Genomic DNA, 20,984 nt, shown 5'->3' with positions numbered 1-20,984 from the left:
GATGCGCGGGAGCGATCCGGAGATCTCGCTTCCGGGGCGCCGTCGAACGCCGAGCGCGCACGAAGTAGGCTGGGAGGCCTGGGGCCTGTAGCTCAGTCGGTAGAGCATCGGACTTTTAATCCGCGGGTCGAGGGTTCGAGCCCCTCCGGGCCCACCACAAAACCGAACTATTCCCGAATCACCCTCTGACCAGGGTGATTTCTTGCATCTCGGCGCCCGGTCGGTACATCACGGTTCATCCCGCCTGTACGCCCGATTCGCGGCCTGACCTCTGTTCTCTTTTTTCGAACCCCATGAGGGGTCTTGGCATCGGTACACGTTTCGGACGTTTGAGTCACCCCTGTCGGATGTACCGATGGTGTTGTAGCGCGCACAACCAAGAGCGTCCCGTCGATGACTCGCCGGCCGGGCTATTTGAATAGTTCGTCGCGCGTGTATCCCGCGTGATTGCGGCGGCTGTAGATCTGTATCAGCGCGACCGCCAGGGCACACACTGCTGCGGCGAGAGTCGTCTCGATCCAACCGAGCGGGAGAATGCTCGACCAGAAGATGCGGCCCGCGAGGAGTATGTAGAAGGCGCACACGAACATGAATGAGGCGTAGGCAAGTTCTCGGTGCAGCCCACGTGAACTCGCCCCGTCCGCGATCCCGCAGATGAGGCCAGACAAGAACCAGACGCCCCCGTACACCGCGGCAGCCCAGATCGTCGCCACTTCGTTCTGCTGCGCGACCGCACATGCCATTGCCGGCAAGAAAGCGATCGTCGTCAGCGTGTTCACGAGCATGAACCACTTGAGATTTGTGTTTCGAATCACGGCGAGGTTCATTTGGCGCCTCTTTCGATGATCGCCTGCACTTCAGCTGCGGCGAACGGAAGAATGTTCCGAGCAGCGAACGACTCGAGAACGGTTACCCCTAGCTCAGACAAGGAGAACAGGTTTCTCGGGGGACCATGGCGGGTCGGTTCCTGACGGCGATCCACGAGCCCGACATCCGCATGCCGACGTAGCTGCCGGTAGAGCACCTGCTCCGACGGACGATAAGTCCCGCCGCTCATCCGTTCAACGCCGTGCCGGATCATGGTCACATCCGAGGCCTCACGATCGAGAACTACGAACGTCCAGAACGTGAGGAGACCCTGCCGAAAAACGCTCTCCCAGCTCTCAAGTAGACCGGTAACGGACGGACGGTTATGCATGCCTAGTATTATACTCCCGATATAATTCATGTCAATAAGCGCGTGCCACTCAGGCCCGTGGGCAAGTACACACTGCTTCACGATCAGTGACACCTATGCTCAACCTGCCGATCCCACCTGCCTAGGACGGGCGCCGACCACGCGGACGAAGCTCCACACCAGCCGCCCGCAACTGCCGGGCAACCCGGTTCGGTCCCATCTGGTGCTGAGCTGCGAGTTCGGCCAGCGTCGCCCCCTGGGCATAAGCGTCCGCCAAGACCTGCTGCTCAGGCGTCACGATTCCGGATAGACGCTCGAGACCTTGTCTTCGCACGATCTCGTGCAACGTCGAGCGGTGCACGTCGAGCTTCCGCGCCCACTCCCGAACGTTGCCACCACGGCGATACGCTTCACAGAACTCGGCAATCTCGGCAGACGTGAGCCGCTTGGCCTGGCGCGGAACCAGTCGCTCCGTGACGGCCCGCACCTCTGTTAGAACAGCCAATTTACGGAAGCGAGCCGCGTCCACCGATTTTCTCGAGTACGCGTTCACGAGCCCCACCATGTCAGCGTTACTCGAAAAATCGCCAGAAGGGCGTTTCCGGGGATCCCGGCGATGATCATCTCGGGGGCACAGCCGACACACGCAGGACGTACTGACTGACGTCTCGGTCCATCGGCAGTTCGAACGTTCGCGGCGCGGAGTCCGCGGTGCATTCGCCTGCGATACCCCATGCAGTCAGTTCGACGGAAATGACCATCTGCTCATCGTCTATCGAGTCGGCCGCCGGCACCCAGGGGCAGCTCCCCGACCCCACTGTGGTGATCACAAGCACAGGTCCGTGCGCTATCGCCGTCATGCCTTCAGGGGGTCGCCAATCAGGTCGAGAGGCGTTCCGGTCAGTGTCGGGTTGCCAAAATACCCAGGCGCCTCGGCCGGAGGAGCCGGTCGGTGATCGGCGGTCGAACACGCGCCCAGCAGGAGGGCAGCCATGAGGACACCGGATAGTCCGACGGTTCTGAACACGTACGCGACTTTACGGCTACCCCCGTTGCCGGAAACCCTCTCTCGCGCAGACTCAACCGGCGCGGGTGCCCTCTCAGCACCTCGGTCACTCGACCTCGACGTGATCTCCCACACGGATGACTCCGCCGCCTTCGACGGGAAGCAGCAGGACGCCGAGGGTAGGTGCGGCCTGATCGAACTGCGTCGTCAGGATGCGCAGCAGGTTCGCATCCCGCTCCCCGCTGTCGGGATTGGCCATGATGGCGGTGCAGCGCCGGATGGGTTCCGACACCACGAAACGCACCGCGCCGATCCTCACGACCCCACCCCAGGTGAGCTCGTCCCAAGCAGGCACACCCGAGACGACGATGTTCGATCGGAACCGGCGATCGTCGACCGGGACGTCGACGAGACTGTCGATCGCAGCGACGGATGCTGACGTGTGAAGCGAGATGTAGCCGCGAGCGCGGTCCTGGAACCGGGCATTCGCGCCGTCGCCGACCAGCCGCAGTGGGAGCCGCCCCGCACCGCGCAGCCTGCGCGCATCCGGACCGGCGGTCACGGCATCCGTCACCGCCGCCTCGATCTCGCGCCGACCGTCGGGGTCGAGCCCCGCGTCGACGAGCACGCGGGAGCCGTCCGTGATGCGCAGCCGACGGCTTTCTGCGTCGTAGGCCAGGCGAAGTCGGGCCAGCGAGGGCACATCCATGAGCGCGAGTCCCTGACTCTTGGGCCAGTGGTCGAGGCCGTCGACGCGCTCGGGCTCGACGGCGCTCGCGAACCGGAATGCGAGGACCCGATCGCCCTCGATCCGCCCATCGGGCTGCACGACCAGCTCGTCGCGCTCCTCCGGCGTGAAGCCCTTCACGGGATACCGGAACAGTGCCGCGACAGTCCCCATGCACACATCGTCGCACGCCCTCCGCGACGACAATCGAATAGACTGCGATCGATGGATGCTGGAACGGATGCCGCGCTCACGTCGCTGGGGGACCCGACGCGCGCCCGCATCCTGCACCTCATGCGCACCTCGCCCGACGGCAGAGTGCTCGTGGGGCGCCTTGCCACCGAGCTGGGACTGCGGCAACCGACCGTGAGCCACCACATGAAGACGCTCCTGACCGACGGGATCGTGGTCCGCGAACCCGAGGGCCGTCAGGTCTGGTACTCGGTCGCACCGGATGCCGAGCAGCGGGTCGACGCGATTCTCGGGCGCCCGCGCGAGACGGCAGCCGTCGACCTGGATCGGATCGTCGACGATCTCACAACACGCTTCGACGGTCGCATTGATCCGACAGAGATCCGCGAGGTCGTCGCCGACAGTCATGAGCGCCTCGCCGCGGGAGGCTCCGCGCTGCTGGCGTCACGGACGTTCTCGTTCGCCGCGAGCAGACTCGAGGCGATCGCTCGCTCGTCGGCGCCCGCCATCGACGCCGACACCCCACCGAGCGTCCTGTTCGTGTGCGTCCAGAACGCGGGCAGGTCACAGTTGGCAGCCGGGATCCTGCGGCATCTCGCCGGAGATGCCGTGACCGTGCGCACGGCAGGGTCGGCCCCGACCGCCGAGGTGCGCTCGACCATCGTGACGGCGCTCGACGAGATCGGCGTCACGATCGGCGATGAGTTCCCCAAGCCCTTGACCGACGAGGCCGTCCGCGCCGCGGATGTCGTCATCACGATGGGATGCGGGGACGCGTGCCCGGTCTACCCGGGGCGCCGGTACCTCGACTGGGACCTCGAAGACCCCGTCGGCAAACCCCTCGCGGCCGTGCGCGGCATCCGCGACGACATCGAACGACGCGTGCGCGGGTTGCTCGCCGATCTGCGCGGCCCGGTCGCGCGCCACGGATGACGACACTCGAGTGACAAATCAATAGATCGTGGTCTATGCTTTTCTCGAAGCCCTCGAGAAAGGTGACCCCATGAGTGTCAAGCCCACCGTCCTGTTCGTCTGCGTCCACAACGCCGGCCGGTCCCAGATGGCCGCTGGGTACCTCGAGGCACTCTCGGGCGGCCAGATCGAGGTGCGCTCGGCCGGCTCCCAGCCCAAGGATCAGATCAACCCCGTCGCCGTCCAGGCGATGGCCGAAGAGGGCATCGACATCGCGGGCAACACCCCGAAGGTCTTGACGGTTCAGGCGGTGCAGGAATCCGACGTCGTCATCACGATGGGATGCGGGGACGCCTGCCCCATCTACCCCGGCAAGCGCTACGAGGACTGGCAGCTCGACGACCCGGCCGGCCAGGGCATCGAGAGCGTGCGCATCATCCGCGACGACATTCGCGGGCGCGTGGAGAACCTCATCGCCGAGCTGGTCCCGGCAGGAGAACGGGCATGAGCGCCGGACGTGGGCAGGATCCGCTGCTTTCGGTCGAGGCGACCCTGCGTCGCGCGACGCAGCGACTGGCCCACCAGTTCGCGGGCATCGTGAACGAAGAGACCGTCGAGCGGGTCGTGTTCGAGTCGTACACGGCGCTTGCCCGCACCGCGCGGGTGGACACCCACCTGGCGAGCCTGGCCGAGAAGTTCGCGCGCGACCGCCTGACCGCGCTCGCCCAGTCCAAGGGCCTCATTGCCAAGCCGGCGCCGGAGGTGCTGTATGTGTGCGTGCAGAACTCGGGACGTTCGCAGATGGCCGCTGCGCTCACCCGCGCCATCGCCGGCGATCGTGTTCACGTCCGCTCCGCCGGATCGCAGCCGGGGGTGTCGATCCTGCCGAGTGTCGTCACGGTGCTCGAAGAGATCGGCATCAACGTCGACGAGGAGTTCCCCAAGCCCTTGACCGACGATGTCGTGCGCGCGGCGGACGCTGTCATCACGATGGGCTGCGGGGACGCGTGCCCGGTCTATCCGGGTAAGCGCTACCTCGACTGGGAGCTCACGGATCCGGCGGGGCTCGACCTGGATGGTGTCCGCGAAGTCCGGGACGAGATCCGACGCCGCGTCGAAACGCTCGTCACCGAGCTCGTCGGCTGATCGGCCCCCGCACCGTGCACCCCGCTCCTCTGCTTCGCCGCGCTTTCGCGGAGTTCCTCGGTACCGGACTGCTCGTCGCGGTCGTCGTCGGCTCGGGCATCATGGCGACCCGCCTGTCCGAGGATGTCGGCATCCAGTTGCTCGCGAACAGCATCGCGACAGCCCTGGGCCTGGCCGTGCTGATCCTGATGCTCGGGCCCGTCTCGGGCGCCCACTTCAACCCCGCCGTCTCGTTCGTGGACTGGCTGCTCGGCCGACGCCGCCGGGTCGGTCTATCGGCACCGACTCTCGCGGTGTACGTGATCGCGCAGATCGCGGGCGCCATCGGCGGGGCCGTCCTCGCGAACCTCATGTTCGACGTCCCGACGAGCCTGTCGACGACCGATCGTGCAACCCCGGCTACGCTCCTGGCCGAGGTCGTCGCGACGTTCGGGCTGATCCTGCTGATCGTGGCACTCGCGCGCACCGGCCGGGGGGCTGCAGCGGCTCCGGCCGTGGGCGCGTACATCGGTGCCGCGTATTGGTTCACCAGTTCGACATCGTTTGCCAACCCTGCCGTCACCGTCGGGCGCCTCTTCAGCGATACGTTTGCGGGAATCGGGGCGTCGTCGGTGCTGCCGTTCATCGGTGCGCAGCTGGTCGGAGCCGCGATCGCGGTGTTCGCGGCGATGCTGCTGTTCCCCCACGTCACGGATGCCGCCGAAGAGATCGTCATCCCGCAGCTGGACGCTGAGAGCCGCTGAAACCGACCCGACCCTGACCCTTCACCACCAGGAGCACCATGCATATCGTCGTGGTCGGCGGCAGCGATGCCGGAATCTCCGCCGCCTTGCGGGCGCGAGAACTGGACGCCGGTGCCGAGGTGACCGTGGTGGTCGCCGACAGCTATCCCAACTACTCGATCTGCGGCATCCCCTACTACTTCTCCGGTGATGTCTCACCGTGGCAAAGTCTCGCGCACCGGACGCACGCCGATCTGGAAGCGACAGGGATGGCGCTGCGCCTGGACACCCTGGCCACGCGCATCGACACGGCAGCGCGGCGTCTCTCGGTGCGCGACACGGAGGGCGGCGAGTCCGAGATCGCGTACGACGAACTGATCGTCGGCACGGGGGCGCTCCCCTCGCGCGCCGGGATCGACGGGCTCGAAGAGCTCGGCCCGGCTGACGGCGTGCACGTCATCCACTCGATGGGCGACACATTCGCGCTCGAACGCGACCTGCAGGAGCGCCAGCCGCGCACTGCCATCATCATCGGCGCCGGATACGTCGGACTCGAGATGGCCGAGGGCTTCGCGGCGCGCGGGATGGCGGTGACCCAGCTGCAGCGAGGACCCGAGGTGCTCTCGACGCTTGACCCGGAGCTGGCGTCGATCGTGCACGATGAGCTGGTCGCTCACGGGGTGACCGTCCACACCCGCACGATCGTGCGCAGCGTCGAGCGCACCGGTGCGGCACTGCGCGTACATGCCACGGTCGACGGTGAAGCGGTCAGCCACGACGCCGACGTCATCCTGCTGGTCGTCGGAGTGCGACCGATCACGGCGCTGCTCGAGCAGGCCGGTGCGCGATTGGGCGCCGGGCGCGCGGTCGTGGTCGACGAGTCCATGAGAACCGGGATTCCGCACGTGTTCGCTGCCGGTGACGGCGTCATCACGCATCACCGCCTGCTGGGCGAGACGTACCTTCCGCTGGGCACCACGGCGCACAAGCAGGGGCGGATCGCGGGCGAGAACGCGCTGGGCGGCGCGGCGCGATTTGCCGGTTCCGTCGGCACCCAGGTCGTCAAGGTGTTCGACGTTGTCGCGGCGCGCACGGGACTTCGCGACCACGAGGCCCGCGCCGCGGGCTTCGAGCCGGCAACTGTCGCCGCTGTCGCCGACGACCACAAGCGCTATTACCCCGGTGCGCAGCCGATCAGCATCCGGGTGACCGGCGACAGCGCGACGGGTCGGCTGCTCGGCGCACAACTGGTCGGGCGGCTGGGCACCGAGACCGCCAAGCGCGTCGACACGTACGCGACCGCGCTGTACGCGGGACTCTCGGTCGCGCAGGTCAGCGAGCTGGACCTCTCTTACACGCCGCCGCTGGGCTCACCGTGGGACGCCGTACAGGTGGCGGCCCAGGCCTGGGAGCGCCACCACACCCCCACCCCGCTCGAGGAGACGCCATGACCACCGTCCTGTTCATCTGCCAGCACAACGCCGGACGCTCCCAGCTGGGTGCCCACCTCATGAACCATGTCGCACCCGAGGGCGTCGTGGCCACCAGCGCGGGCCTCTCCCCCGCCGCGAGCATCAACCCCGCGATCGCCGCGACCCTCGCCGAGCTCGGCATCGACACCTCCGCGGCCGTACCCCGCGCTGTGACTGCCGAGGACCTCGCGGGCGCCGACGTCGTCGTCACGATGAAGCCGGGCCTGGCCCTGCCCGGGCCGGTCGCCGGAGAGCTCATCGAGTGGCAGTTCCCCGACCCCGCCAACTGGGATGCCGATGGGGCACGCGGGCTGCGCGAGGATGTTCTGCGCAGCGTGCGCGAGCTCGCCGCTCGCCTCTGACCGTTCAGCGCACCCGACGTCGGCGGTTCACCCCTACGAACGGCGCGCCCCGTAGACTCCGCCCGTGACCGCGGACGAGCCAGACACGACCTCCTCCGCATCCGTCGCGGCACGCGGGTCGGTGTGGGAGGTCTTCTGGGCGTTCCTGCGGCTGGGCGTGACCTCCTTCGGCGGGCCCATCGCTCACCTGGGCTATTTCCGCGATGACCTCGTGGCGCGCCGACGGTGGATGACCGACAAGGCATATGCCGATCTGGTCGCGCTGTGCCAGTTCCTGCCCGGGCCCGCCTCGAGCCAGGTCGGCTTCGCGATGGGCTTGCACCGCGCCGGCGCGCTCGGCGCGGTCGCGGCGTTCCTTGCTTTCACGCTGCCCTCGGCGATCCTCATGGTCGCTTTCGCGTTCGGGGCGGCGCTGTTCGAGGGAGTCATCGGCGAGGGCCTGCTGACCGGCCTCAAGATCGTCGCGGTGGCCATCGTTGCGCAGGCGGTCTGGGGCATGGCCAGGACCCTCACGCCTGATGCGCGCCGCGCCTCGGTCGCCGTCGTCGCCGCAGTCATCGCTCTGCTCCTGGCCGGATCGATCGGTCAGGTGCTCGCGATCGTGCTCGGCGCCCTGGCCGGCCTGATCCTGTGCCGTTCGCAGCCGGTCGCCGGCCTCGGCGACACCGGGCTGACGCGCTTCCCGGTGTCTCGGCGTGTCGGTGTCGTCAGCCTCTCAGCCTTCGTCGTCATCCTTCTCGGGATGCCGGTTCTCGCCGCGCTCACCGGCAACGGGTCGCTCTCCGTGTTCGACACCTTCTTCCGTGCCGGCGCCCTCGTCTTCGGCGGCGGACACGTCGTGCTCCCGCTCTTGCAGGCAGGAGTTGTCGAGACGGGGTGGGTGACGCCAGAGCAGTTCCTCGCGGGCTACGGTGCAGTCCAGGCGATGCCGGGCCCGCTCTTCACATTCGCGGCCTACCTCGGCACGCTCGCGACAGTCGGCCCCGGCGGCGTGCTCGGCGCCGCGGTCGCGCTGACCGCGATCTTCCTGCCGGGCTTTCTCCTGCTGGTCGGCGTTCTCCCCTTCTGGAATGCGCTGCAGACCCGGACCTGGATGCAGGCACTCATGCGGGGGGCAAACGCCGCCGTGGTCGGCATCCTGGGGGCGGCTCTTTACGATCCGCTGTTCACGACCTCGATCATCGGACCAGGATCATTCAGCCTGGCCCTCGCGTGCTTCGTGCTGCTGATCTCCTGGCGATTGCCGCCGTGGGCCGTGGTACTGGTGGGCGGTGCCGGCGGCATCCTGCTGGCGGCTCTCGGCGCCCACTGATCTGTCCACGCAGATACCGGCAGGTCATGCAACCCCCGCCCCTGCCCGCTGCGGCGGGCATACGATGACGCTATGCCGTACATCCTCGCGATCGTGATCCTCGCCGTCGTCGCTGCGGTCGGGGTGTCGTGGCGGTTTCTGACCGCGGATGAGCGCACGAAGCCCCATAACGACATGCTTCGGGCGGGCCAGAGCCCTGACATCACCCCGAACGATGCAGCGCTGCGCGCGCAGGGCAAGGCGGCCTGGACGAGGATGTCGGGCGGCGCCTGATCAGACCGAGATCTCGACCAGCTGCGCGCCGGCGTACGCAACCTCAGCGAGCGCTGCCTCGCTCGACTCCGCGGCGACCCCGGCGACCAGGTTCGTGATCACGCGCACGCGACGCCCGTGCGCGATCGCGTCGAGCACCGAGGCGCGCACGCAGTAGTCGGTGGCGATTCCGGCGACATCGACCTCAAGGATCCCGTGGGCCGTGAGCAGATCCGACACTTTCGCCCCGTCATCCGTCGTGCCTTCGAACAGGGAGTAGGCCGGTTCGCCCTGGCCCTTCTTCACATGGTGGGTGACGGATGCCGTATCGAACGCGGGATCATACTCGGCACCCTCCGTCCCGCTGACGCAGTGCACCGGCCAGGTGTCGACGAAGTCCGGTTCGGGATGGAAATGCCCGCCGTTGTCGTGGTCGGGATGGTGCCAGTCGCGTGAGGCGACGATGATGTCGTACTCCTCGGCGTGCGTGACGAGGTACCGCGAGATCCGTTCGGCCACGGCGTCCCCACCCTCGACACCGAGCGCCCCACCCTCGGTGAAGTCGTTCTGGACGTCGACGATGAACAGTGCCCTACCCATACCCCGAGGCTACGCCCGTTCACGCGCCGTCGGAATGCCGTCCGCGCTCCCGGAGCGCCCGCCGGCTCACCGGCTGTGCGTCTCCGTCCGCGTGCGTCGCCCCGACCAGCTCGGGGGCCGGCGCGCGCGGATCGGTCGCCGTCCCGCGCACCTCGGGACCGTTTCGCCAGAGCTTCGACGGCCACCAGATCGCCCGTCCGATGTCGTACGAGAGCGCCGGCACGAGAAGCGAGCGAACGACGAAAGTGTCCAGGAGCACGCCGAAGGCGACGATGAACGCGAGCTGAGCCAGGAACAGGATCGGAATCACCCCGAGCGCCGCGAAGGTCGCCGCCAGGACCAGACCGGCTGACGTGATCACCCCGCCCGTCGCGACGAGCCCACGCAGGATGCCGCGCCGCGTACCGTGCACCAGCGACTCCTCGCGCACCCGGGACATCAAGAAGATGTTGTAGTCGACACCCAGGGCGACCAGGAAGACGAACCCGTAGAGGGGGACCGCGGGATCGGCACCCGGGAACTGGAAGACATAGTCGAACACGAGCGCGCTGACGCCCAGAGCCGAACCGAACGATACGACGACGGTGAGGATCAGCAACACGGGCGCCAGGACCGAACGCAGCAGCAGCATCAGGATCAGAAGGATGACCACGAGCACGATCGGGATGATGACCGTGCGGTCGCGGATCGAGGTGTCGTTGGAGTCGACATCCGTCGCCGTGACTCCCCCGACCAGAGCGACGCCCTCGCCGAGGTCCTCGGTGAATGCGACGCGGAGCTCACGCACGGTCTGCTCCGCCTCGATGGAGTCCGCGGCATCCGTGAGCGTCGCGATCACCAGCACGTCCCCGTCGGAGGTGGTGGGGGTCGGAGCGGGCGTGCCCGGGGGCCCGACGGCGGTGAACACCGGCTCCCCGTCTTCGACAGCGACAGGCGCCTGCCCGCTCAGCGAGTCCTCCGACGCGACCGAGACGGAGTCGATCCCGTCGTTGTCCTCGAGCACGGTGACGACTGCCGCCAGCTCCCCCTCGGGCACGATGACGTAGACCGGGCTGCCCGAGCCCGCGGGGAAGTGTTCGGCGAGGACCTCCTGGCCGTCTCGCGCTTCCGAGTACCCCAGCACGAGATCGCTCGAGGCGACCCCGTCGGCTTTGAACTGCGTCACGCCGAGCGCGGCGACCAGGAGCGCGACGGTGGTGATGATCCAGACAGGGCGCGAACGGCGCGCGATGAGCCGCGCCTGCCGCGGCCAGAATCCCTTGACGGGCTGCGTGAAATCGTCGGGGAGCTCCGTGAGCCCGCGCTTCGGGATGAACGGCCAGAATGCGACGCGTCCGAACAGAGCGAGCAGCGCAGGAAGGAACGTCAGTGCCGACAGCATCGCGAAAGCGATCCCGATCGACGCGATCGGGCCGAGTGCTCGGTTGGTGGCAAGATCCGACAGCAGCAGGATGAGCAAGCCGGCGATCACCGTGCCACCGGAGGCGAGGATCGGCTCGAAGGAGCCCTTCCATGCGCGGAGGGTCGCGGTCCAGCGCGGCTCGCCCTCGCCGATGGCTTCTCGGAATCTGGCCACGTAGAGGAGGGCGTAGTCGGTCGCGGCGCCGATCACGAGGATGAACAGGATGCCCTGCACCTGCCCGTTGAGAACGAACACGCCGGCGAACGCGAGCCACCACACCACGAGAAGCGCGACAGTCAACGCGAACGTCGAGGTCATGAGAACGAGGATCGGAAGCAGCGGCGACCGGTAGACGATCACCAGGATGACGAAGACGGCGACGAGGGCGACGACCAGGAGCAGACCGTCGATGCCGAGGAAGCCCTTGACCAGGTCCGAGGTGAATCCTGCCGGGCCCGTCACCCAGCCTTCCAGCGGCGCCTGCAGTTCCTCGACCACCAACGCTCGAATCTCTTCGACGACGTCACGTACCTCACCGGAGGAGTCGATCGGAATGAAGACCTGCACGGCTTCGCCGTCTTCTGAGACGACCGGTGGCGACACCCCATCCAGGACGCCCTCGATGCCGGCGATCTCGTCGACCACCGTCTGGACCTCCGCGATCTGATCGTCCGTGAGATCGCCGTCGCCGGTGACGACGAGCACAGCGGGAATCGCCTCGTCGCCGAGGAAGTCCGGAAGTCGCTCGGCAACCCGTGTCGCATCGGCGCTCTCGGGAAGGAAGCTCGACTGATCGTTGCTGGCAACCTCGTCGACCTTGCCGAAGTAGGGGCCCCCGACGGAGCCGACCCCCACCCAGATGAGCACCAGGAGCGCAGGGATACCGATCCGCAACCACCGGGAGGGACGAAGACGCTCTTTCGCAGAAGGCATATCGCTAGTTTATCTAGCAATAGCGTCCACACCGCAACCCCTAGGGTGGACGGGTGATCTCGGCATCCATTGCTCTGCTCGGAGCGTTGATCTATGGCGCGGCCGATTTCTTCGGCGGACTCGCGGCGCGACGACTCCGCTCGATCGTGGTCACCGCGACCGCGGCCCTGAGCGGACTGGTGATCCTTTTCGCCTTGGTCCCGTTCTTCGGCGCCCGGTGGAACCTCGCCGACGTGGCCTGGGGCGCGCTCTCCGGTGTCTTCGGTGTCATCGCGATCGCCCTGCTGTACGCGTGCCTCGCGATCGGACCGATGAGCATCCTCTCGCCGGTCACCGCCGTGACCTCCGCCATCGCCCCGATGATCTGGGGACTCACGATCGGCGGCGAAAGCCTGACGGTCATCGGATACGTCGGGCTGGGCGTCGCGCTCGTCGCCGTGGTCCTCGTCGGCTTCATTCCCGGCCAGGGTGCGGTACGCCCCTCCGCCCGGGGTCTGCTCATGGCCATCGGCTCGGGGCTTGCGATCGGGGCTTTCCTCATCGCCCTCGATCAGACCAGCGACGACAGCGGCCTGGTACCCATGATCGCGAACCGCTCCACCAACGCGATCATCACGACTCTCATCGTCCTGGTGATGATCGTCGCGGCCGTGCGTCGCGGAGCGGGCGCTGCCGCCGCACTGCGCGTCGGCGCGGTCGAGCTCGGTGCGACACCGACCGGTCATGCCGATCTCGAGCACGCGAGCGCGAAGGCATCCGCTCCCCCGAGCTCGGGGCCCACGGGATGGTGGCTGGCCATCGTGTGCGGAGTGCTCGATGTGATCGCGAACGTCCTGCTCCTGGCTGCCCTGCGGCTCGGGGACCTGTCGATCGTGGCGGCGCTCACTGCGCTCTATCCGGCCGGAACGATCGTGCTTGCCGCACTCGCGCTTCGCGAGCGCATCGCACCCGTGCAGTGGGCGGGCCTCGCTCTCGCACTCGGGGCAGGAGTTCTGCTGGCGCTCGCCTGAGCGGCGCTCGATCAGCCCTCGAGAAACAGCAGTACCGTCGACACGACGAGTCCGGCCAGAGCGAGCGCAGCGAAGCCGACAGTCAGGCGCGCAAGAGATCGGACAAGTGGCGAGGTTCGAGAGACCCGGACGGTGTCGTGTCGACCCAGACGCGCCCAGAGGTCGACCTGCTCATCGTGCACGCTCGCACCGGATGGAAGCGGCGCCTCACCGAGGACGCCGCTGTCGTCGAACCACCGCACGACCTCGCTGCCGGGCGTGGTCGTGACGACGGCGCGCACGGCAACCCATGAACCATCGGCGACCCAGGCAACCAGCGCGGCCATCCCCAGAAGCACCGTCGCACCAAGCCCGATCCACGTGTAGATCTCGAGGGCAACGGCGAGCGCGGGAGGCACGCCATCATTCTCGCAGGGAGTGGGCCGAAGCCACCCAAGGGAATCGTCCCCACCGATGAACGAGAAGAGGCCGCCCTGGGGACGGCCTCTTCTCGTTCAGAGCCACCTAAGGGAATCGAACCCTTGACCTATTCATTACGAGTGAATCGCTCTGCCGTCTGAGCTAAGGTGGCGTGATCGCTCGCGCGATGCACGATCAACGATCTTACCGTGTCCCCGTCCGCCTCGTGACCACGGCGAGCGCTACTGGCAGACGAGACCATCCTCCGGAACGGTTCCCGAGAGGAAATACGCTTCGACCGCGGCATCCACGCACGCGTTGCCCTTGTTGTAGCCCGTGTGCCCCTCCCCGACGCGGGTGATGAGCACGCCGGAGTCGAGTTGCTCAGCCAACGCCACCGACCAGTCGTACGGTGTCGCGGGGTCCCCGGTCGTACCGATCACCAGGATCGGCTCGGCTCCCGCAGCCGAGATCGGCTCCCGGACGCCGGTGGGAGCGTAGGGCCACACCTCGCACAGGTCGACGCCCTCCCAGTACGGCGCGACCGTCGGCGCCTGCTCGGCGATCGCCGCAGCCGAGGCCGCCTCTTCGGCATCCGTTTCGCCGCCCGGATAGTCCATGCAGTTGTAGGTCAGGAAGGCCTCGGTCGAGTTGTCGAGGTACTCGCCGTCCTGCCGGTTGTAGTAGAAGTCCGCGAGCAGGAAGGCGTTGCGCGCATCCCCCTGGAGCACATCCGTCAGAGCCTGCGTCAGGAAGGGCCAGCTGTCCTCCGAATACAGAGCCGTCACGATCGCGGTCACCAACGAGTCGGCGCCCAGCATCCGACCGTCGGCATTGCGGATCGGATCACGATCGACACTGGCCAGCAGGATCGCGAGGTCGCCCATCGCCTCATCGACGGAGCCGCTGAACGGGCACTCGCTCTGCCCCACGCACGAGGCCATGTATGCGCGCAAGGCGTTCTCGAACCCGATGGCCTGCTGTGTCGAGACGTCCAGTCCGCTCAGTGACGGGTCGATCGCGCCATCGAGCACGAGCCGCCCGACGCGGTCGGGGTAGTGCTTCGCGTACGTCGCGCCGAGGAATGTTCCGTACGAGTAGCCGAGATAGTTCAGCTTCTCATCGCCGAGCACCGCGCGCAGCAGGTCCATGTCCTGCGCTGCGCTCTCGGTGTCGATGAACGGCAGGATGCCGTTGCTGTTCTGCTCGCACGCGGCAGCGAACGCCTCTTGCTGCTCCACGACGCGGGCATCCCACTCGGCGGATCGACGCTGCCCCGGAGGGATGTCGAACACGAAGGAGTCCATGCCCGCATCGTCAAGGCACGCGACGGCGCTGGAGTCGCCGACACCCCGCGGGTCGAAGCCGATGATGTCGTAGCTCTCCTGCAGCGCCTGTCCGACGGCAAAGCCCAGGGAGTCCCGGACGAGCGCAACACCGCTCGCGCCCGGCCCGCCGGGGTTGGTCAGAAGAGAGCCGAGCGGCTCGCCGCCGGTGGCGGCGTGGCGGATCACCGCGAGGTCGAGGGTGCCGGCCTCCGGATCGCTCCAGTCCAGGGGGGCTGTCACGGTAGTGCAGTCGAAGCCGTCGCCGCACGCCGCCCACTCGAGGGTCTGCTGATAGAACGGCAGCAGGTCTTCGGCGATTCCGTCGGTGATCGGAGTCGGCGAGCGGTGCGGCGCGTCACTGCGGTCAGGAGCCGGCAGCAGGAAGCATCCGGCAAGTGCCACTGCAGTCGCGGTTGTCACCGCACCGAGCGCGAGAAGTCGTCGAGCGAGGCGTGCAGTCATGGCGTCCTTCCCGTCGAAACGGTGATGAGCAGACTCTCCAGCGCGAGGGTCGGCGCGACGTTCTGCTCGAGGTTGCGACGAGTCCGGGCGATTTCGTCGAGCACCACGAGCGTACGCTGCGGCGGCCAGGCCTCGGCCAGCGCGCGCAGGTCGGCATCCAGCTCCCGGTTGATCAGGATGCTTCCGCCGGCGTCGCCGGTCCGTCCGAACTGGATCATCAGCACGTCCCGGTACAGGGATTGCAGATCGGTCAGCACGCGGTCGATGCCGTCGCGGAGGCTCCGTGTGGAGCGGCGCTTCTGGTCCTCCTCGAGGGCGTTGACCTGGGCCCGAACGGCGGGAGGAACCGCAGCTCCCTCGGCGATGCCGAGCGTGCGCAGCAGACTCTGACGCTCGGCGTCGTCGCGTTCGGCCGTGAGCGCTTTCGCGTCGTCGGTCGCCGCCTGCACGATGCGCCCTGCCACATCCACCGCGTCGCCGACGTTGCGTACCCCCAGCGCCGAGCGCAGCGTCAGGTCGCGCCGGGCGCGAGCCTCGGCATCCGTCGCCAGCCGCTGGGCCATCCCGATGTGCCGCTGAGCGTGCCGGGCGGACTGCTCGGCTGTCGCCTGGTCGACTCCCGTGCGGCGCGCGATGAGGGCAGCGACGTCGGCGACCTCGGGTTCCCGCAAGCGCACGACCCGAACGCGAGACCGGATGGTCGGAAGCAGGTCGGCGTCGCTGGGTGCACACAGCACCCACACCGTCCGCTCGGGGGGCTCTTCAAGGGCTTTGAGGAGGACGTTCGAGGTGCGCTCGGCCATGCGGTCGGCGTCCTCGACGATGATGACCCGGTACCGACCGAGCGATGGCGCGAAGTAGGCGCGTTCGACGAGCTGGCGTGCTTCGTCGATGCGGATGATGACCTGCTCGGTGCGCAGCACCGTCACGTCGGGGTGGGTGCGCGCGATCACCTGCCGCATGGTCGCCTCGTCGCCGGGCTCGGCGATCAGGGCTGCCGCGAACGCGGCGGCAAGAGTCGACCTTCCCGACCCCGGTGGTCCGGTGATGAGCCACGCGTGTGCGAGGGACTCAGGGTCGGATGCCGCTGCCTGGAACTGCGCAACGGCATCGGGCTGCCCCCACACGGCGCCCCACGGGACATCCTGCTCGGGGGGCGCTGCATGCATGCTGACCAGCGTAGCTGCGGCACCCGACCATGACCCGCGAGCGGAGGGCGCCGCAGCTCCGGTCACCCGGCAAGGAGCTCGGCGACCCGGGTGCGGATGACTCCCGCAATCTGATCCGCGGGAAGCGAGGCATCCAGAACGAGGAAACGGTCCGGCTCGGCCGCGGCCAGCGCGAGATACTCGGCACGCACCCTCGCATGAAACTCGTCCCGTTCGGACTCGAGCCGGTCGAAGGGTTTGTCGTCGGCATCCAGCCGTGCTCGCGCCGCCGCCGGATCAAGGTCCAGCAGCACCGTCAGGTCGGGAAGCAGCCCCTCGGTCGCCCACAGCGACAGGTCCCGGATCTCGGTGCGCCCGAGCACCCGACCCGCGCCCTGGTAGGCCACCGAAGAATCGAGGTAGCGATCCTGGAGCACGACCTCGCCGCGCGCGAGGGCCGGCCGGACGACCGTGGCGATGTGGTGGGCGCGGTCGGCGGCGTAGAGGAGCGCTTCGGCCCGCGGTGAGACCTCGCCGCGGTGGTGCAGCACGATGTCGCGGATGAGTCCGCCGACCTCGGTGCCGCCGGGCTCTCTCGTGCGCACCACGACGCGCCCCTCGGACTCGAACCACTCCTGCAGCAGTCTCGCCTGCGTCGTCTTGCCCGAGCCGTCACCACCCTCGAGCGTGATGAACAGTCCCGGTCCGGTCACTTCTTCGCCGTCGTCTTGCGTGCCGTCGTGCTGCGTCGGGTCGTCGTGCGCTTGGGCGCCGGGCCCTTGGCGCGCTTGTCGGCCAGCAGCTGCACCGCCCGCTCGAAGGTCACGTCGTCGACCTGCTCCCCCCGCGGAATCGTGGCGTTGGTCTCCCCATCGGTGACGTACGGACCGAATCGACCGTCGCGCAGGCGGATCGGCTTGCCGCTGGTCGGGTCGGCGTCGAACTCCTTGAGCGCACTCGACGCGCGCCGCGCCCCGTACTTCGGCTGCGCATACAGTTCGAGCGCCTGCTCGAGGGTGATGTCGAAGATCTGCGCCTCGCTTTCGAGCGAGCGCGAATCGGTGCCCTTCTTCAGGTATGGGCCGAAGCGGCCGTTCTGCGCCGTGATCTGCTCCCCCGTCGCCGGATCCTCGCCCACGACGCGGGGAAGCTCCAGCAGCCGCAGCGCCGTCTCGAGGTCGATCGTGTCGACCGACATCGATCGGAACAGCGATGCCGTGCGGTTCTTCGGCGCGGCATCCTTGGCCTTCTTGCCCTTCGCGGGGGCGGTCTCCTTCGCGGCGGGCGCGGACTCGATCACTTCGCCGGTCTCGGGGTCCACCGCGACCGGGGCCTCGGGCTCGGTCTCTTCGATGTAGGGACCGAAGCGGCCGTCCTTGACGACGATGAGCTTGCCGTTGGCAGGGTTCTCGCCGAGCACGCGGTTGCCGGCCACGGGCGCGTCGATGAGCTCCTGCGCCTTCGCGGGGGTCAGCTCGTCGGGCGCGAGATCCTCGGGGATGTTGACACGGCGCGGCTCGGCATCCGGGTTCGCGGGGTCGACGACCTCGAGATACGGTCCGTACTTGCCGAAACGCAGGGTCACGGTGTCGGTGATCCGGGTGGCGTTGAGCTCGCGGGCGTCGATCTCGCCGAGGTTCTCGACGATGTTGCGCAGCCCGACGTGGGCGTCGGAGCCGAAGTAGAACTCCTTCAGCCATGCGGTGCGCTGCTGCTCACCCCGGGCGATCGCGTCCAGGTCGTCTTCGAGGGCTGCCGTGAAGTCGTAGTCGACGAGGTCGGCGAAGTGCTGTTCGAGCAGTCGCACGACGCTGAACGAGAGCCACGTCGGCACGAGGGCCTGGCCGCGCTTGACGACATAGCCGCGGTCGAGGATCACGTCGATGATGCTCGCGAAGGTCGAGGGTCGGCCGATGCCCTTCTCCTCGAGCGCCTTGACCAGGCTCGCCTCCGTATAGCGGGGCTTGGGGCTGGTGCTGTGACCCTTCGGTTCGATCTCGGCGAGCGCCAGCACGTCCCCGACGGCGAGGGCGGGCAGCGATTGGTCGTCGGAGCGGTCCGCGTCGCTGCGCTTCTCGTCCCTGCCCTCTTCGTAGGCCTCGAGGAACCCCTTGAAGGTGTAGACGGTCCCGGATGCCGTGAACTCGGCGGTCTTGCCGCCGGCATCCACCGCGAGGGTGACGGTCGTGGTCTCGTACTTCGCATCCGACATCTGGCTGGCGATGGTGCGCTTCCAGATGAGGTCGTACATGCGCTCTTCGTCGCGGTCGAGCTGACCGGTGACCTCCGTGGGACGGCGGAAGAACTCCCCCGACGGCCGGATCGCCTCGTGCGCCTCTTGCGCGTTCTTGCTGTTGTTGCGGTAGGTGCGCGGGTTCAGCGGCACAGCCTTGTCACCGTAGAGCTCGACAGCCTGCGTGCGCGCCGCGGTGACCGCCTGCGCCGACAGAGCGGTCGAGTCGGTGCGCATATAGGTGATGTACCCCTTCTCGTAGAGGCGCTGTGCGACGCTCATGGCGTGCTTGGCGCTCATCGAGAGCTTGCGGCCGGCCTCCTGCTGCAGGGTCGAGGTCGTGAAGGGCGGCTTGGGGCTGCGCGTGCCGGGTTTGGCCTCGAGGGCCGTGACGGATGCCTCGGCTGCCGCGTCGACCGCGTCAGCCAGCGCGCGGGCTGCGGCCTCGTCGAGCACGACGACGGCCTTCTTGAGCTGACCGTTGTCGTCGAAGTCGGCGCCTCGGGCGAGCGGGGCGCCGTCCAGTCGCGCCAAGCGTGTCGTGAACGAGGAACCCTGCTTCGTTGCGAGAGCCTCGACGTCCCAGTAGTCGGCGGAGACGAACGCCATCCGCTCACGCTCGCGGTCGACGACCATTCGCGTCGCCGCAGACTGCACACGACCCGCCGACAGGGCCGCACCTTCACGCCCGGAGCCGACCTTTCGCCACAGTACGGGTGAAACGTCCCACCCGTAGAGCCGGTCGAGAACGCGGCGCGTCTCCTGGGCGTCCACGAGGGCGAGGTCGAGGTCGCGGGTCTTCTCGACCGCCGCGCGGATCGCCTCCTTGGTGATCTCGTGGAACACCATGCGCTTGACGGGAACCTTGGGCTTGAGCACTTCGAGGAGGTGCCAGGCGATGGCTTCGCCCTCGCGGTCCTCATCGGTGGCGAGCAGGACCTCGTCGGCCTCCTTGAGGGCGCGCTTGAGTTCGGCGACCGTTTTCGTCTTGCGGTCGCTGATGACGTAATAGGGGTCGAAGTCGTTGTCGATGTCGATCGAGTACTTCCCGTACGCCTGCTTCTTCTCGGCCGGGATGTCCTTCTTGCTCGCGAGATCTCGGATGTGTCCCACGGAGCTGAGCACCTCGTACTCGTCGCCCAGGTACCCCTGGATCGACTTCATCTTCGTCGGGGACTCGACGATGACGAGCTTCTTGCCTGTGGCCAACGAAAGCTTCCTTTCTTCGATGCACACCATACACACACGGCGACACAGCGAAGGCTGGGAGGCCGAACCTCATCCGCCGGCACAGCCCTACGTCGGGGGCCCCGCGCGCGCCGACGCGCTGACCTCGAACGCGCCGAACCGAACCGTGACCGAGACCGTGGCGATGAGCTCGGCGAGGTCGCACACCCGCAGCCGGGCACCCCCTGCCGCCGCGACCTGTTCGGCCCGATCGCAGGGTACGCCGTCGACTGCGCCGGACGCGGCATCCGCCGCTGCCAGCGCCGCCGCATCAGCGGCACCGCTCGCTCGCTGAGCGACAACGGATGCCGCACCCACTCCTGCCGAGGCGACGATCACCGACGCCGCGACCGCTGCCAGGCCGACCGAAGCCAGGGTGCCTGCCATCACCAGCCCCCCGCGAGCGCGCACCCGCGGGCGCTGATCGCGATCCCCGAGACCGTGCGCGATGCGGTGACGCAGATGAGGTCTCCGGAGTCGCTGATCTGCACGGCGGCGCCCGGAACCGCGGCCTGCACGACTCCGACGACACGGGCGCCGCTTTCGCCACGGGAGGCGAGCCGAGCCGCGTCGGCGACGGCATCCTGAAGAAGGATCTGGCGCCCTGCCGCTCCGAGCAACCCGACGGCCATGAGGATCACCACGGCAACCGCCGTCAAGGCGATCGCGAACTCGGCGGCGACCGACCCGCGATCACCGCCGAGTCCGCCACGGATCATTCGACGTCGCGGATCATTCGACACTGAGCGCGCGCCGCACGAGGTCGGTGAGGATGCCGCGCACCTCATCCGAGCGCATGATGACCACGAGCAGGCCCGCGAATGCGACGGCCGCCATGGTGGCGATCGCGTACTCGGCCGTGGCGGCGCCGGTCTCGTCGAGGAACAGCTCGCGCGCTGCGCGCGAGGTCAGGCGGGGCAGGGAACGGGGTGACATGGGATCTCCAATCAGGTGGGGGCACA

Annotated in this window: 23 protein-coding genes and 2 tRNA genes; 10 read left to right on the top strand and 15 right to left on the bottom strand. The window is 68.0% G+C overall.

Features of this window, described 5'->3' with window-relative positions; genetic code table 11:
- The first annotated feature begins 81 nt into the window (after positions 1 to 81).
- A tRNA-Lys gene (locus ACSGC5_RS02480) sits at positions 82 to 157 on the top strand.
- 253 nt (positions 158 to 410) lie between these two features.
- Here the strand turns inward: ACSGC5_RS02480 and ACSGC5_RS02475 are convergent.
- The 4 genes from ACSGC5_RS02475 to ACSGC5_RS02460 form a co-directional block, all read right to left on the bottom strand.
- Positions 411 to 815 carry a hypothetical protein gene (locus ACSGC5_RS02475; RefSeq protein ID WP_434969023.1) on the bottom strand — a complete coding sequence of 135 codons (405 nt, stop codon included), beginning with the start codon at positions 813 to 815 and terminating at the stop codon, positions 411 to 413.
- 8 nt (positions 816 to 823) lie between these two features.
- The gene (locus tag ACSGC5_RS02470; RefSeq protein ID WP_434969022.1) at positions 824 to 1,198 is read right to left on the bottom strand and encodes a PadR family transcriptional regulator; all 375 of its coding nucleotides are present in this window, start codon (positions 1,196 to 1,198) and stop codon (positions 824 to 826) included.
- Between the two features lie 121 nt (positions 1,199 to 1,319).
- Positions 1,320 to 1,742 carry a hypothetical protein gene (locus ACSGC5_RS02465; RefSeq protein WP_434969021.1) on the bottom strand — a complete coding sequence of 141 codons (423 nt, stop codon included), beginning with the start codon at positions 1,740 to 1,742 and terminating at the stop codon, positions 1,320 to 1,322.
- Between the two features lie 547 nt (positions 1,743 to 2,289).
- Positions 2,290 to 3,084: an MOSC domain-containing protein gene (locus ACSGC5_RS02460; RefSeq protein WP_434969020.1), complete on the bottom strand. Its 795-nt coding sequence runs from the start codon at positions 3,082 to 3,084 to the stop codon at positions 2,290 to 2,292.
- A gap of 51 nt (positions 3,085 to 3,135) precedes the next feature.
- Here ACSGC5_RS02460 and ACSGC5_RS02455 point away from each other — a divergent pair, with 51 nt between their 5' ends.
- From ACSGC5_RS02455 to ACSGC5_RS02420, 8 genes are all read left to right on the top strand, one after another.
- On the top strand, positions 3,136 to 4,035 hold the full coding sequence (locus ACSGC5_RS02455; RefSeq protein ID WP_434969019.1) for a metalloregulator ArsR/SmtB family transcription factor: 900 nt from the start codon (positions 3,136 to 3,138) through the stop codon (positions 4,033 to 4,035).
- A gap of 70 nt (positions 4,036 to 4,105) precedes the next feature.
- A complete protein-coding gene (locus ACSGC5_RS02450; protein ID WP_434969018.1) occupies positions 4,106 to 4,522 on the top strand; it encodes an arsenate reductase ArsC in 417 nt (138 codons plus the stop codon).
- Positions 4,519 to 5,160 carry an arsenate reductase ArsC gene (locus tag ACSGC5_RS02445; RefSeq protein ID WP_434969017.1) on the top strand — a complete coding sequence of 214 codons (642 nt, stop codon included), beginning with the start codon at positions 4,519 to 4,521 and terminating at the stop codon, positions 5,158 to 5,160. The genes ACSGC5_RS02450 and ACSGC5_RS02445 overlap by 4 nt, the downstream gene beginning before the upstream one ends.
- 14 nt (positions 5,161 to 5,174) lie before the next feature.
- Positions 5,175 to 5,903: an aquaporin gene (locus tag ACSGC5_RS02440; protein ID WP_434969016.1), complete on the top strand. Its 729-nt coding sequence runs from the start codon at positions 5,175 to 5,177 to the stop codon at positions 5,901 to 5,903.
- Positions 5,904 to 5,941: 38 nt separating this feature from the next.
- A complete protein-coding gene (locus ACSGC5_RS02435) occupies positions 5,942 to 7,333 on the top strand; it encodes an FAD-dependent oxidoreductase (protein WP_434969015.1) in 1,392 nt (463 codons plus the stop codon).
- Complete coding sequence (locus tag ACSGC5_RS02430) at positions 7,330 to 7,716, top strand: low molecular weight phosphatase family protein (protein ID WP_434969013.1); 387 nt, start codon at positions 7,330 to 7,332, stop codon at positions 7,714 to 7,716. The genes ACSGC5_RS02435 and ACSGC5_RS02430 overlap by 4 nt, the downstream gene beginning before the upstream one ends.
- A gap of 64 nt (positions 7,717 to 7,780) precedes the next feature.
- A complete protein-coding gene (chrA, locus tag ACSGC5_RS02425; protein ID WP_434969012.1) occupies positions 7,781 to 9,028 on the top strand; it encodes a chromate efflux transporter in 1,248 nt (415 codons plus the stop codon).
- 72 nt (positions 9,029 to 9,100) lie between these two features.
- Positions 9,101 to 9,301 (top strand): hypothetical protein, encoded by a 201-nt coding sequence (locus ACSGC5_RS02420; protein WP_434969010.1) that lies wholly within the window; start codon positions 9,101 to 9,103, stop codon positions 9,299 to 9,301.
- On the opposite strand, the gene ACSGC5_RS02415 is transcribed toward ACSGC5_RS02420, so the two are convergent.
- The gene (locus ACSGC5_RS02415) at positions 9,302 to 9,880 is read right to left on the bottom strand and encodes an isochorismatase family protein (protein WP_434969009.1); all 579 of its coding nucleotides are present in this window, start codon (positions 9,878 to 9,880) and stop codon (positions 9,302 to 9,304) included.
- 19 nt (positions 9,881 to 9,899) lie between these two features.
- Complete coding sequence (locus ACSGC5_RS02410; protein WP_434969008.1) at positions 9,900 to 12,215, bottom strand: MMPL family transporter; 2,316 nt, start codon at positions 12,213 to 12,215, stop codon at positions 9,900 to 9,902.
- A 53-nt stretch (positions 12,216 to 12,268) separates the two neighbouring features.
- On the opposite strand from ACSGC5_RS02410, the gene ACSGC5_RS02405 reads away from it, so the two are divergent.
- Positions 12,269 to 13,225: an EamA family transporter gene (locus ACSGC5_RS02405; protein WP_434969007.1), complete on the top strand. Its 957-nt coding sequence runs from the start codon at positions 12,269 to 12,271 to the stop codon at positions 13,223 to 13,225.
- An 11-nt stretch (positions 13,226 to 13,236) separates the two neighbouring features.
- Here the strand turns inward: ACSGC5_RS02405 and ACSGC5_RS02400 are convergent, their stop codons facing one another.
- The 9 genes from ACSGC5_RS02400 to ACSGC5_RS02360 form a co-directional block, all read right to left on the bottom strand.
- Complete coding sequence (locus tag ACSGC5_RS02400) at positions 13,237 to 13,623, bottom strand: hypothetical protein (RefSeq protein WP_434969006.1); 387 nt, start codon at positions 13,621 to 13,623, stop codon at positions 13,237 to 13,239.
- A gap of 100 nt (positions 13,624 to 13,723) precedes the next feature.
- Positions 13,724 to 13,796: transfer RNA gene (locus tag ACSGC5_RS02395), tRNA-Thr, on the bottom strand.
- A 70-nt stretch (positions 13,797 to 13,866) separates the two neighbouring features.
- On the bottom strand, positions 13,867 to 15,414 hold the full coding sequence (locus tag ACSGC5_RS02390) for an alpha/beta hydrolase (protein WP_434969005.1): 1,548 nt from the start codon (positions 15,412 to 15,414) through the stop codon (positions 13,867 to 13,869).
- Positions 15,411 to 16,583 carry a DNA polymerase III subunit delta' gene (locus ACSGC5_RS02385; protein ID WP_434969004.1) on the bottom strand — a complete coding sequence of 391 codons (1,173 nt, stop codon included), beginning with the start codon at positions 16,581 to 16,583 and terminating at the stop codon, positions 15,411 to 15,413. Before ACSGC5_RS02385 ends, ACSGC5_RS02390 begins: the two co-directional genes overlap by 4 nt.
- Before the next feature lie 62 nt (positions 16,584 to 16,645).
- A complete protein-coding gene (gene tmk, locus ACSGC5_RS02380; protein ID WP_434969003.1) occupies positions 16,646 to 17,275 on the bottom strand; it encodes a dTMP kinase in 630 nt (209 codons plus the stop codon).
- Entirely contained in the window at positions 17,272 to 20,004 is a 2,733-nt protein-coding gene (gene topA, locus ACSGC5_RS02375) for a type I DNA topoisomerase (RefSeq protein WP_434969002.1), read from the bottom strand. The genes tmk and topA overlap by 4 nt, the downstream gene beginning before the upstream one ends.
- 87 nt (positions 20,005 to 20,091) lie before the next feature.
- A complete protein-coding gene (locus ACSGC5_RS02370; protein ID WP_434969001.1) occupies positions 20,092 to 20,409 on the bottom strand; it encodes an Rv3654c family TadE-like protein in 318 nt (105 codons plus the stop codon).
- A complete protein-coding gene (locus ACSGC5_RS02365; RefSeq protein WP_434969000.1) occupies positions 20,409 to 20,741 on the bottom strand; it encodes a TadE family type IV pilus minor pilin in 333 nt (110 codons plus the stop codon). The genes ACSGC5_RS02370 and ACSGC5_RS02365 overlap by 1 nt, the downstream gene beginning before the upstream one ends.
- A 13-nt stretch (positions 20,742 to 20,754) precedes the next feature.
- A complete protein-coding gene (locus ACSGC5_RS02360; RefSeq protein WP_434968999.1) occupies positions 20,755 to 20,958 on the bottom strand; it encodes a DUF4244 domain-containing protein in 204 nt (67 codons plus the stop codon).
- Positions 20,959 to 20,984: the final 26 nt, after the last annotated feature.

It is taken from the genome of Microbacterium sp. bgisy207, assembly GCF_965345035.1.
In the GTDB taxonomy this organism is placed as follows: domain Bacteria; phylum Actinomycetota; class Actinomycetes; order Actinomycetales; family Microbacteriaceae; genus Microbacterium.
The sequence above is the reverse complement of the archived record's forward strand: the minus strand, read 5'-3'. Positions and strand labels throughout refer to the sequence as shown.